The 12,980-nt window shown below is 45.2% G+C and carries 7 protein-coding genes, 2 tRNA genes and 2 rRNA genes; 6 read left to right on the forward strand and 5 right to left on the reverse strand.

Annotation, left to right across the window (positions count from 1 at the left end):
- Positions 1-3 precede the first annotated feature (3 nt).
- The 6 genes from NST65_RS00970 to NST65_RS00995 all read left to right on the forward strand — a co-directional run bounded on the left by NST65_RS00970 (position 4) and on the right by NST65_RS00995 (position 6,122).
- Positions 4-2,934, forward strand: a 23S ribosomal RNA gene (locus NST65_RS00970).
- A gap of 61 nt (positions 2,935-2,995) precedes the next feature.
- Positions 2,996-3,111: ribosomal RNA gene (rrf, locus tag NST65_RS00975) — 5S ribosomal RNA — on the forward strand.
- 42 nt (positions 3,112-3,153) lie between these two features.
- Positions 3,154-3,228: transfer RNA gene (locus tag NST65_RS00980), tRNA-Asn, on the forward strand.
- Position 3,229: 1 nt separating this feature from the next.
- Positions 3,230-3,302 (forward strand) — tRNA-Thr (locus NST65_RS00985).
- A 352-nt stretch (positions 3,303-3,654) separates the two neighbouring features.
- Positions 3,655-5,094 carry a SulP family inorganic anion transporter gene (locus NST65_RS00990; protein WP_034283931.1) on the forward strand — a complete coding sequence of 480 codons (1,440 nt, stop codon included), beginning with the start codon at positions 3,655-3,657 and terminating at the stop codon, positions 5,092-5,094.
- 62 nt (positions 5,095-5,156) lie between these two features.
- Positions 5,157-6,122 (forward strand): bile acid:sodium symporter family protein, encoded by a 966-nt coding sequence (locus NST65_RS00995; RefSeq protein WP_034283929.1) that lies wholly within the window; start codon positions 5,157-5,159, stop codon positions 6,120-6,122.
- A 42-nt stretch (positions 6,123-6,164) separates the two neighbouring features.
- On the opposite strand, the gene NST65_RS01000 is transcribed toward NST65_RS00995, so the two are convergent.
- From NST65_RS01000 to NST65_RS01020, 5 genes are read right to left on the reverse strand one after another with little or no spacing between them, the layout of a single operon-like run.
- Positions 6,165-7,409, reverse strand: a complete 1,245-nt coding sequence (locus NST65_RS01000) for a DUF1343 domain-containing protein (protein ID WP_111927613.1) — start codon at positions 7,407-7,409, stop codon at positions 6,165-6,167.
- An 11-nt stretch (positions 7,410-7,420) separates the two neighbouring features.
- On the reverse strand, positions 7,421-9,340 hold the full coding sequence (locus NST65_RS01005; RefSeq protein WP_065215427.1) for a glycoside hydrolase family 3 protein: 1,920 nt from the start codon (positions 9,338-9,340) through the stop codon (positions 7,421-7,423).
- Between the two features lie 13 nt (positions 9,341-9,353).
- Positions 9,354-10,709 (reverse strand): penicillin binding protein PBP4B, encoded by a 1,356-nt coding sequence (pbp4b, locus tag NST65_RS01010; protein ID WP_065215426.1) that lies wholly within the window; start codon positions 10,707-10,709, stop codon positions 9,354-9,356.
- Between the two features lie 13 nt (positions 10,710-10,722).
- Positions 10,723-12,102 carry a PTS transporter subunit EIIC gene (locus NST65_RS01015; RefSeq protein WP_041115368.1) on the reverse strand — a complete coding sequence of 460 codons (1,380 nt, stop codon included), beginning with the start codon at positions 12,100-12,102 and terminating at the stop codon, positions 10,723-10,725.
- Positions 12,099-12,968 carry a MurR/RpiR family transcriptional regulator gene (locus NST65_RS01020; protein ID WP_065215424.1) on the reverse strand — a complete coding sequence of 290 codons (870 nt, stop codon included), beginning with the start codon at positions 12,966-12,968 and terminating at the stop codon, positions 12,099-12,101. Before NST65_RS01020 ends, NST65_RS01015 begins: the two co-directional genes overlap by 4 nt.
- Positions 12,969-12,980: the final 12 nt, after the last annotated feature.

Raw genomic sequence — 12,980 nt, forward strand, 5'->3', positions numbered from 1 at the left:
AATGGTTAAGTTAGAAAGGGCGCACGGTGGATGCCTTGGCACTAGGAGCCGATGAAGGACGGGACGAACACCGATATGCTTCGGGGAGCTGTAAGCAAGCTTTGATCCGGAGATTTCCGAATGGGGAAACCCACTGCTCGTAATGGAGTAGTATCCATACTTGAATACATAGAGTATGAGAAGGCATACCCGGGGAACTGAAACATCTAAGTACCCGGAGGAAGAGAAAGCAAATGCGATTCCCTGAGTAGCGGCGAGCGAAACGGGAACAGCCCAAACCAAGAGGCTTGCCTCTTGGGGTTGTAGGACACTCTATACGGAGTTACAAAGGAACGATATAAGCGAAGAGGTCTGGAAAGGCCCGCCAAAGAAGGTAACAGCCCTGTAACTGAAATGTTGTTCTCTCCAGAGTGGATCCTGAGTACGGCGGAACACGTGAAATTCCGTCGGAATCCGGGAGGACCATCTCCCAAGGCTAAATACTCCCTAGTGACCGATAGTGAACCAGTACCGTGAGGGAAAGGTGAAAAGCACCCCGGAAGGGGAGTGAAATAGATCCTGAAACCGTGTGCCTACAAGTAGTCAGAGCCCGTTAACGGGTGATGGCGTGCCTTTTGTAGAATGAACCGGCGAGTTACGATCCCGTGCAAGGTTAAGCAGAAGATGCGGAGCCGCAGCGAAAGCGAGTCTGAATAGGGCGCATGAGTACGTGGTCGTAGACCCGAAACCAGGTGATCTACCCATGTCCAGGGTGAAGTTCAGGTAACACTGAATGGAGGCCCGAACCCACGCACGTTGAAAAGTGCGGGGATGAGGTGTGGGTAGGGGTGAAATGCCAATCGAACCTGGAGATAGCTGGTTCTCTCCGAAATAGCTTTAGGGCTAGCCTCAAGGTAAGAGTCTCGGAGGTAGAGCACTGATTGGACTAGGGGCCCCTACCGGGTTACCGAATTCAGTCAAACTCCGAATGCCGATGACTTATCCTTGGGAGTCAGACTGCGAGTGATAAGATCCGTAGTCGAAAGGGAAACAGCCCAGACCGCCAGCTAAGGTCCCAAAGTATACGTTAAGTGGAAAAGGATGTGGAGTTGCTTAGACAACCAGGATGTTGGCTTAGAAGCAGCCACCATTTAAAGAGTGCGTAATAGCTCACTGGTCGAGTGACTCTGCGCCGAAAATGTACCGGGGCTAAACGTATCACCGAAGCTGCGGACTGTTCTTACGAACAGTGGTAGGAGAGCGTTCTAAGGGCTGTGAAGCCAGACCGGAAGGACTGGTGGAGCGCTTAGAAGTGAGAATGCCGGTATGAGTAGCGAAAGACGGGTGAGAATCCCGTCCACCGAATGCCTAAGGTTTCCTGAGGAAGGCTCGTCCGCTCAGGGTTAGTCGGGACCTAAGCCGAGGCCGAAAGGCGTAGGCGATGGACAACAGGTTGATATTCCTGTACCACCTCCTCACCATTTGAGCAATGGGGGGACGCAGGAGGATAGGGTAAGCGCGGTATTGGATATCCGCGTCCAAGCAGTTAGGCTGGGAAATAGGCAAATCCGTTTCCCGTAAAGGCTGAGCTGTGATGGCGAGCGAAATTTAGTAGCGAAGTTCCTGATTCCACACTGCCAAGAAAAGCCTCTAGCGAGGTGAGAGGTGCCCGTACCGCAAACCGACACAGGTAGGCGAGGAGAGAATCCTAAGGTGATCGAGAGAACTCTCGTTAAGGAACTCGGCAAAATGACCCCGTAACTTCGGGAGAAGGGGTGCTTCTTAGGGTGTTAAAGCCCCGAGAAGCCGCAGTGAATAGGCCCAGGCGACTGTTTAGCAAAAACACAGGTCTCTGCGAAGCCGTAAGGCGAAGTATAGGGGCTGACGCCTGCCCGGTGCTGGAAGGTTAAGAGGAGCGCTTAGCGTAAGCGAAGGTGCGAATTGAAGCCCCAGTAAACGGCGGCCGTAACTATAACGGTCCTAAGGTAGCGAAATTCCTTGTCGGGTAAGTTCCGACCCGCACGAAAGGCGCAACGATCTGGGCACTGTCTCAACGAGAGACTCGGTGAAATTATAGTACCTGTGAAGATGCAGGTTACCCGCGACAGGACGGAAAGACCCCGTGGAGCTTTACTGCAGCCTGATATTGAATGTTGGTACAGCTTGTACAGGATAGGTAGGAGCCTTGGAAACCGGAGCGCTAGCTTCGGTGGAGGCATCGGTGGGATACTACCCTGGCTGTATTGACCTTCTAACCCGCTGCCCTTATCGGGCAGGGAGACAGTGTCAGGTGGGCAGTTTGACTGGGGCGGTCGCCTCCTAAAATGTAACGGAGGCGCCCAAAGGTTCCCTCAGAATGGTTGGAAATCATTCGCAGAGTGTAAAGGCACAAGGGAGCTTGACTGCGAGACCTACAAGTCGAGCAGGGACGAAAGTCGGGCTTAGTGATCCGGTGGTTCCGCATGGAAGGGCCATCGCTCAACGGATAAAAGCTACCCCGGGGATAACAGGCTTATCTCCCCCAAGAGTCCACATCGACGGGGAGGTTTGGCACCTCGATGTCGGCTCATCGCATCCTGGGGCTGTAGTCGGTCCCAAGGGTTGGGCTGTTCGCCCATTAAAGCGGTACGCGAGCTGGGTTCAGAACGTCGTGAGACAGTTCGGTCCCTATCCGTCGCGGGCGCAGGAAATTTGAGAGGAGCTGTCCTTAGTACGAGAGGACCGGGATGGACGCACCGCTGGTGTACCAGTTGTTCTGCCAAGGGCATCGCTGGGTAGCTATGTGCGGACGGGATAAGTGCTGAAAGCATCTAAGCATGAAGCCCCCCTCAAGATGAGATTTCCCATTCCGCAAGGAAGTAAGATCCCTGAAAGATGATCAGGTTGATAGGTCTGAGGTGGAAGCGTGGTGACACGTGGAGCTGACAGATACTAATAGATCGAGGACTTAACCTATATTCTAATGTGAAGCATGAACATTGTTATCTAGTTTTGAGAGAACATTCTCTCCATCAGGTTTGGTGGCGATAGCGAAGAGGTCACACCCGTTCCCATACCGAACACGGAAGTTAAGCTCTTCAGCGCCGATGGTAGTTGGGGGTTTCCCCCTGTGAGAGTAGGACGCCGCCAAGCTTTTTGTTTATATCCTTCCAATGGAAGAAGTTACTTTATCATTCCGCAGTAGCTCAGTGGTAGAGCTATCGGCTGTTAACCGATCGGTCGTAGGTTCGAGTCCTACCTGCGGAGCCATGCTTCCATAGCTCAGTAGGTAGAGCACTTCCATGGTAAGGAAGAGGTCAGCGGTTCGAGCCCGCTTGGAAGCTTTCCTCTATATGTTGATATGACAAGGTTTCTCGATGATGAGAAGGCTTTTTTTGTTTGTTTACATATATATTAAATTGCTCGATGATCAATAGACTGATGACATTAGGAAAGCGAATAAAACGGCTTGCACAGCATTGTTGCATCGCTTTTTTACTTATCTCCTTCTTTTTGTTCTTGATTCTTCAGTCTCTTTCTTTTATTCTTACTAAAGTGATATCCTCTATATCAAAAGACTCTGTACGTTCCTCTTTTCCCCCGAAAGTGAAGTATCGTTTGTTTTTCCTTTCTTCATCTCCAGGTATAGATCTTCTTTTTCCATGTACGGAATGTATATAAAAAGGAGTAGATGGTTTGAAAGATTTATTTGTAAAGCAAGAATGGTTTGGACATGTACGTCAGGACGTTCTTGCGGGTATATTAGTCGCACTGGCTTTAATTCCTGAAGCCATTGCGTTTTCGATTATTGCGGGCGTTGATCCGAAGGTTGGGTTGTATGCATCGTTTTGTATTGCGATTGTGATTTCGTTTGTTGGTGGACGCCCAGGCATGATTTCGGCTGCAACAGGGGCTATGGCTCTCGTCATGGTTCACTTGGTTGCTGATCATGGGTTGCAATATTTGTTTGCAGCTACGATTTTGACGGGTTTGATTCAAATTGTGTTCGGATTGTGCCGAGTATCTCGTTTGATGAAATTTATTCCGAGGTCCGTCATGGTTGGCTTTGTCAATGCGTTGGCTATTATGATCTTCATGGCTCAGCTTCCACATTTCGTTGGGGAATCATTAGCCATGTATATGATGACAGGTGGTGCCCTGCTGATCATTTATTTATTGCCTATGGTGATAAAGGTGATACCTTCCCCACTCATTGCCATTATTGTAATGACGATATTGGCTGTATTTGGACATATTGATGTTAGAACAGTTGGAGATATGGGAGAGCTTCCTAGTTCTTTGCCTGTTTTTCTGATTCCTCAAGTTCCGTTTAGCTGGGAAACACTTGCTATCATTTTTCCTTATTCTTTAGCACTTGCGATGGTTGGTTTACTTGAGTCTCTTTTAACCGCACAGATTGTCGATGATATGACAGAGACGTCTAGTAATAAGAACAAGGAAGCGAGAGGTCAAGGGATTGCCAATGTGGTTGCGGGATTCTTTGGCGGTATGGCTGGTTGTGCAATGATTGGCCAATCTGTGATTAATACGAAGGCAGGAGGACGAGGCCGGCTTTCTACCTTTGTAGCGGGTGCTTTTTTAATGGTGCTGATTTTTGTACTAGGTGATGTCGTGGTTCAAATTCCGATGGCTGCTCTTGTGGCTGTGATGTTCATGGTTTCCATTGGCACATTTGATTGGAGTTCTTTTCAGCAGCTAAAAAAGAATCCGAAAACAGATTCTATTGTGATGGTTGTCACGGTCGTGACGGTGGTGTTGACTCATGATTTATCAAAAGGCGTTTTTGCAGGTGTACTGCTTAGTGCGGTATTCTTTGTCGCAAAGATATCGAAGCTTCATATTACGTCTAAAGAAAGCCAGGCAGGTACTTGGGAATATCGAGTTAAAGGACAAATTTTCTTTGCTTCTGTCACTGACTTGATCCAAGCTTTCCATCAGGGGAAAGAACTCCAATCTGTTGTGATTGATTTGTCTGAAGCACGTATATGGGATGAATCAGGTGTATCAGCGATAGAACGTATAAAGGAAAGGTATCAAGCAAATGGCGTCCAGGTGGACGTAGTTGGAATGGATACATCAAGTCAAAAGCTTATGAAACAGGTGAGTGGTTCTTAAAAAGGCCTTTCTGTCTGTTACAATAGAAAAGGTTAGAAAGTGAAGGGATGGAGGTGGCCGGCATGCTTGTGCGTTTGAATCAAGTACTCGGCCGGATGATGCCGCTCATTACACCTTTTAGTGTGTTACTCGGTGTTTTATTGGCGGCCTATTTAAAGGATTTTACATTTTTAGTGCCATGGGTATTTGCTGTTATGACCTTTGCAGGGAGTTTGTCTTCTACTTTTTCGGCTTTAAAGCATACAGTGATGCACCCATTGCCTTTGATTTTATCGTTTATGATTTTGCACGTGTTGATGCCTCTTTATGCTTGGTCAGCGGGACATCTCATATTTGCGGGTGATGCTATGACGATCACCGGTTTGACACTTGCAATGGTGATTCCCACAGGAGTTTCTAGTTTAATATGGGCGGCAATGTATAAGGGGAATGTTGGGTTAACATTATCCATTATTTTAATTGATACATTGCTTTCGCCATTGATTGTGCCAGCCAGTTTGTCACTTTTGGCCGGTACACAGGTTCATATGGACATGGTCGCGATCATGAAAGGGCTGTTTGGGATGGTGGTGCTTCCATCTATTTTAGGGATGCTCGTTCGTCAATATGCAAAGCCTGCTGTGACAAAAATGATTAGTCAGACACTGTCACCTTTTTCAAAAATAGGCTTGTTTGTAGTGGTGTCGATTAACAGTTCTGTTGTTGCGCCATACTTGCGTGAACTGGATGCCGCATTTTTTAGCAAGGCAGCGACTGTGTTTCTCATTGCGATGAGCGGATATGCGTTTGCATGGTTGATTGGAAAGACGATGAAATGTACTCAAGGAGAGATTGTGGCTATCGTGTATACAGGCGGTATGAGAAACATTAGTGCGGGGGCTGTGCTTGCCATTAGCTTTTTCCCGCCTGCTGTCGCTGTTCCTGTGGTGATTGGCATGCTGTTTCAGCAAGTGCTTGCTGCCTTGTTTGGTTTCTTACTCAATCGTTTTGAGCTGAAAGCACCTGCTGTGACCAAATCTTTCTCATGAAAAAATCTCCATCCTTTGATAGATGGAAGTTTTTTTGTGATCTTAATAGATGAGATATTTTTTTCGTTTCTTTTCGAATGTTTTGAGGTCGTGATGATAGCGTTTCATCATATGTTTGACGGAAGTTCCTTTATTGATTTCTTCTTTCATCCAGCCATTCCCGATGAGTTTATCAAAGCTGCCTGTTTGAAGGAACTCAAAGTCATTAGGGTATAAATCATGTATTGCTTTGATAATGGATAACCCCGTTTTCACCGCTTCGAAGGATGAGCGGTCTGTGACGTATAACTGCACACCATGAGATAGTGTACCGGCATGTTTAGAAAATGTGGGGGTGAATGACACAGGTCTAAATTGAACGCCTTTTAGTTTTAGCTTATTTAAATGATCTGCCAGCTCGCTGCTATTGATATATGGTGCACCAATGAGCTCGAATGGTTTTGTCGTTCCTCTGCCTTCAGAGACATTTGTGCCTTCAATTAATCCTGTGGCAGGATATACAAAGGTACTATCCACTGTTGGCATGTTAGGAGAAGGAAGGACGAACGGCAGCTTTGTATCATCGAATGTCATGGACCGCTTCCAATTTTTCATTTTGATGACTGTTACATCAGCATTGATATGAAACTCTTTGTTAAACAGTTTTGCAAGCTCACCAGTAGTCATTCCATGTCTTAATGGGATGGGATAGAGCCCTACAAATGAGGCGTGTTCAGGCTCTAAAACAGGTCCTTCTACTTTTAGTCCGCCAATGGGATTTGGGCGGTCTAGGACAACAAAGGGAATGTTGTTTTCTTTAGCGGCTTCCATCGCATAGGCCATCGTGTAAATATAGGTGTAATAACGAGTACCAACGTCTTGAATATCAAACAGCAGGACATCTACATTTTTCAGCATTTCAGGAGTTGGTTTTCTTGTTTTTCCATAAAGAGAGTAAACAGGAAGCCCTGTTTTTTCGTCGGTATAGGATTCGACGCCTTCTCCTGCTTGTGCATCGCCGCGTACGCCGTGTTCAGGTCCATATAAAGCAGTGAGCTTGATATTTGGATGTTCAAATAGGAGATCGACACTGCTTTTCATATTTGCATCGATGCCAGTCGGGTTTGTAATGAGACCAACTCTTTTTCCTTTTAGCCATGAAAGATTGCTTGAGAGTAGTGTTTCGATCCCTGTTTTGACTGATGCTTTTTTCCCTTTTGTGACTATTCGTTCTTCTGCGGGAGAGGCAGCGGTCAATGTGCTCATCATGAGAAAGCTTGCGAGTATGAAACTGACTGTTTTCTTCAAGAGAATCCCTCCTATTTGATCTGTTTCCCTTTCAAGTTGAGGCCATAGCCGAATGGGTAAAGGGTTTGATTTGGATGAGTGACAGATGGGATATCAACTGGCAGTTTCCCTTTAGGTGATGCAGCTCCAAATATCACTTCTAGTCCAGCAGGAATATTTGGCTGATTGAATTGTCCGTTTGAGTAGCCTTTAAAACCGTACACAGCTAGTAAGGCATCGGCTTCTTCAAAATTTGCCGCATCATAAGGATTTCTAAGACTCATGATGACCATTTTTTTGTTTTGTGCTGCTGCTTCTTTCATGACAGCACGAGGAAAGGCGGTTGCCCATTTTTTCGGATCCTGGACATTGTCATCAATTACGCCATCATTCACTGCTGGATCATTTTGGACAACGTAAGAGCCAGTGATGACATAGTCAGCTTCTTGAATCAGTTTGGCTGTATCTTTGGTGAACGTTTTATCCGCAAAAGCATATGACTGGATGCTTACAGGCTTGATCTTTTTTTGTTTCATGAGAGATTCGACTGTGACAGACATTGCTTTTGTCTGATCTTCGTAAGGTGCCATGACCACGATTTTGTCATTCTTTTTAGGCTTGAAAGGTAAGGTTTTTTTGTTGTTTTTAAGCAGGGTGATCCCTTCACGTGCCATTTTTTGTTCTGCTTTAAGGTGCGACTTTTTCCCAACGACTTGAGTGGCTTTTTTGACTTTTTTCTCAAGATTGATTGGTTTTTTGGAGGAAATAATGCCGCGTTTGATTTTCAATTGAAGAATTTTTTCGACAGATTCGTTGATCTGCGACATCGGAATCTCTTTCTTTAAAATCGCTTGTTTGACAGCATTGAATACATTCTCTAGGTTTTTCTCTGTTTTTAATGAGGTGACTGGTGCTGGCATGAGAGCGATGTCGACGCCTGCTTTAATGGCCATCACGACGGCTTCTTCCTGTCCGAAATTATCTGCAATCGCTTTCATATTTAGAGCGTCTGTCACAACAACACCTTGAAAGCCCATCTCTTCTTTTAATAAGTGTGTGATGACTTTTTTTGATAAGGTTGCTGGAACCATGATGTCCTCGCCATCTTTTTTGCTTCGATACGTTGTGTCATCAATGGCAGGAAATTGCACATGAGCGGTCATGACCATATCTGCACCAGCATTGATCGCTTGTTGGAACGGATACAGCTCAACCTTTTTTAAACGATCTAGGTCATGCTCTACGAGCGGCAAGCCGTAGTGACTATCGACGGCTGTATCACCATGTCCCGGGAAATGTTTTAGTGTGGAAATGGTCTTTTCCTTTTGAAGTCCTTTCATGGTTTGAAGGCCAAGTCTAGAGACAAGAGCAGGATCAGAGCTAAAGGAACGGACACCAATGACGGGGTTGTTTGGGTTATTATTCACATCAAGCACAGGAGAGAAGTTTGTATTGATGCCTAAGGCGTTTAATTCTTTTCCGATGATTTTTCCTGTGTCATATGCATTTTTTTTGCTTCTAGAGGCACCAATCGACATATTTCCTGGGAAATGTGTTCCCTTTTGTAACCTTGTGACGATTCCGCCTTCTTGATCAATGGAGATGAGTAAAGGAATGTTTGGTGATGCTTTTTGAAATTCATGGGTTAGTTTCACGGTTTGTTTTGTATCAACGACATTCTCGGCAAATAAGATGACACCGCCTAGATGATATTTTTCTACAAGATGAGATACTTCGTTATTCATCTTTGTGAAGCCTGTAGGTGCGGATTCATCTTTTTTTTGCCAGTTGCGAAAGTCCGGCATGAGCATTTGACCTATCTTTTCATCCAGTGACATGTCTTGAACCATTTGTTTAGCGGTTGGCAGAGAGGCAGAGCTAACCTTTTCCGTTGGAATGGAAGAGGTTAGCAGGGCTAAAACCAGTGCAGCGGGGAAGAGAGCTTTCAACATCTAATTCCTCCTTTTACTGAAAAGATTCGTAGATTGCGGTCATGATGCTTCCATAAGTACCAGTTGGGAACAGGTCACCTTCAAATTGATTAGGATTTGTTTCTGGTGAAACAACGGGTGAATGTTTCTTATTCGTCAGCAACACGACACCTAAATTGTGTTTAGGATCAATCAACGTCATGGTGCCGGTCCAGCCAGTATGCCCATAGGCTTCGTTACTTGCATATTTTCCAAACATCCATTCCATGTCAGTATGACCGTTTTTTCGCCAGCCTAGCCCGTAAGTTGGGTTCGTATCAGATGAGGCTGTAAAGAGATCGATAGAAGCCTGATCAAAGATGGTTGTTTTTCCATAGCCTCCTTTATTAAGCATCAGCTGAAGCAGCACGGCCATATCTGAGGTATTCGAGAAAAGTCCAGCGTGGCCGGAGATACCTGCCATTGAGTAATATGCTTTCTCGTCGTGTACTTCACCTAGCAGGGTGTACCGTCGGATGTTTTCAAAATCGATGACACCGTCTCGTGAATTGCCTAAACGTTCAGTTGCTGCAAAATGCTTCGGCTTGAACCCTTTTTGCAGTGGATTGAACATTGTATGTTTGAGACCTAGCGGCCGATAAATCGTTGACTCGACATATTGATCAAGAGGCATGCCTGTTTTCTTTTCGATGATCATGCCTAGCAGCATGTAATCAATGTCACTATAAATGTGCTGAGTACCTGGCTTGTATTGCAGCGGTACCTTTGGCAGCCATTTCATCGTTGTTTTTCTGTCTTGAGAATAAAAAGAGCCAGCTGATTCTTTGCTATAAAATAAAACACTGGAAGGGAGACCCGCAGAATGGGTGAGAAGATCTTTTACCCTGAGCTGGTCTTTACCGGTTACTTTTGCATCAGGTTCATCCTGAAAATCTGGAAGGATGGTCTGTATTTTTTCGTTGACATCAAGTTTTTTCTCGTAGACAAGCTTTTGCAGGGCATAGTTGGTCGCATACATTTTTGTATTGGATGCCAGATCGAATAGTGTATCCTTTTTCATTTTTTTATACGATTTGAGCTCTGTTGTGCCATCGTATTTTTGCCGGTAGCCATAGGCTTTTTGATGGACGATCTTTCCGTCCTTGATAATGATGAGAGCGGCTCCTGGAAATCCTGCTTTGATGTCATTTTGAATCATTTGATCAACCTTCCTCAGCTGCCTGGAAGAAAAACCTACTTGTTCCGGTCGTTTTGCTTTTTTTAAAACGGGATATTCTTCAGGTGCTGTTTTAGACAAAGACGATACAGGATGGGAGCTAGTTGCAAATGTTTGTACTGGTAACCCAAGGAGCATGAGCAGACATGTGATCAAAAGAAAACATTTCTTCAAGGTCTAAACCTCCTTATTGATTGTGATCCTCGAATTCAACAGCCATATCATCATGAAATCCAAATAAGTATGTGAAGAAAAATCCAGCAACATATGCGATAAATAGTCCAATTAAGTAAAGAAGCATTTGATGTGTGTGAACAATAAAGGTTAATGGAAGACCGGATACCCCGATGGCTTTCGTCGCAATTTGGAAGTAGGCTTGAAATGCGCCGCCGATTCCTGCACCAAGACAAGCGGTGAGAAATGGTCGTCCCAGCGGGAGTGTGACACCGAAAATGAGTGGTTCGCCAATGCCCAGCATCCCTGAAGGAAGTCCGCCAGCGATGGCTCTTTTAAGCTTTTTCTTTTTTGTCTTCATATAAATGGCGAATGCAGCGCCGACCTGTCCTGCACCGCCCATAGCGAGAATTGGCAGAAGCGGGTCATCTCCAATTGAATTGATGAGTTCCATATGAATCGGTGTCAGCCCTTGGTGAAGTCCTGTTACAACAAGTGGGAGGAAGGTAGCACCAAGAACAAATCCTGCGAAAATTCCGCCCATATTCAATAGATAAGTCAGTCCTGAGGTGATGGCATCAGATATAAATCCGCCGACTGGCATGAAGACAACGTACGTGAAAATGCCTGTAATGAGTAGTGTGATGGTTGGTGTGACGATGATATCAAGTGATTGCGGGACGAAGCGTCTAATTCGGGTTTCCACAAGTGCCATAAAGATGGCGGCTAGAAGAACACCGATGAGTCCGCCTCTGCCTGGTAGAATATTTGTGCCAAATAACATAATGTCTGCGGAGGCTGGGTTAATAATGAGGATACCAGCTAATGCGCCTAATGCAGGAGATCCTCCAAATTCCTTTGCGGCATTTGTTCCGACTAATATCCCGAGATAAGCGAAAAGTCCAGAACCTATAACCGTTAAAATAATCGCAGCTTGAGATTTTTCGTCAAGCCAGCCTGCTTGCACGATTGCTTTTGTTATTCCGGTAATCAGACCTGAGGCAACTAGTGCCGGAATAATTGGAATGAAAATGCTGGCAATCCGACGTAAGAACAGCTTGAACGGTGTGCGGTTCTTTTGTGAAATGGCTTGCTTGTTTTTTTGTGCTTCATTGTTTAAATCATAAGAGCCAGAGGCATTTAGCAGCTCTTCAAACGCACTTGATACTTGGTTGACAACGCCAGTGCCTAAAATGATTTGAAGCGTTTCTGCTTCGACGACGCCAATGACGCCATCGAGTTCTTTGATTGCTGTGATGTGAACTTTTTCATTGTCGATCGGTGTAATTCGAAGACGTGTCATACAATGTGTATGGGAAGAGATATTTTCAGAACCACCACAGAGTGAAAGAATATCTTTCGCCAACTGCTGATATTTCTTTTGATGACTCATGTTGAATCCCCCTTTGATTTTCGTTTCATGGAGCGGATGGCATGCCTTGTCTTGTCAATATATTGCGCTGTCTCTTCATATTGACGAGAAGCTAAACTGAGGAACAAGACATCAATTAAGTAGAGCTGTGCCATTCTAGAGGAAGTGGCAGCACTGCGAAAAGGTGCTTCATTGGAACCGGACGTCGATAGGTGAACATCACATAAAGCAGAAACGCTTGTATGACCTGGATGTGTTAAAGCAATGGTTTTCACTTGGTTGTCTTTTGCAAGCTGAAGGGCTTGAATGATGTCTAACGTTTCTCCAGAAAAGGAGATCCCAAACACAATGTCATTCTCTCCCGCATTTGCAATGACCGTAGATGCAATGTGCATGTCAGTGAAGGCTGTCGCTGTATAGTTAATTCTGAGAAATTTCTGCTGGGCATCAGCTGCGACGATGCCAGATGCACCAACTCCGATAAAATGAATTTGATTTGCATGCAGCAGTAATTGAACAGCCTTTTCTAAAGCTTCTAGATTTAAAATAGAAGCGGTGTCCTTGATCGATTGAATTGAGTTTCCTGCTGTTTTTTGAATAATGGATTGAAGCGGTTCATCTTGTTCGATATCTCTGTAGCCTTGTTTATCGTCATGCATCAAGTCTCCAGCGATCCGCATTTTTAAATCGTGATAGCCATCCAGCCCGAGAGATTTACAAAGGCGGATGACTGCAGAGCTGCTTGCGCCAGCTGCCTGACTGATTTCGTGTACTGTACTTTTAATGACTTTGTCAGGATGGGCAAGGATATAGTCTGCAATGATTTTTTCAGATTGGGGAAGCTTTGATTTGATTGTGTGTAGTAGGGTAAGTCCACCTGCTGACATGAGCTCTGCCTC

Source organism: Bacillus sp. FSL P4-0248 (assembly GCF_038593305.1).
GTDB classification, from domain to species: Bacteria; Bacillota; Bacilli; order Bacillales; family Bacillaceae; genus Bacillus; species Bacillus safensis.

Excerpts from the sequence above, each read along its gene's own strand:
- NST65_RS01020 (WP_065215424.1), bottom strand. The coding sequence starts at position 12,968 with ATGTCAGCAGGTGGACTTACCCTACTACACACAATCAAATCAAAGCTT.
- NST65_RS00995 (WP_034283929.1), top strand. The coding sequence starts at position 5,157 with ATGCTTGTGCGTTTGAATCAAGTACTCGGCCGGATGATGCCGCTCATT.
- NST65_RS01005 (WP_065215427.1), bottom strand. The coding sequence starts at position 9,340 with ATGTTGAAAGCTCTCTTCCCCGCTGCACTGGTTTTAGCCCTGCTAACC.
- NST65_RS01015 (WP_041115368.1), bottom strand. The coding sequence starts at position 12,102 with ATGAGTCATCAAAAGAAATATCAGCAGTTGGCGAAAGATATTCTTTCA.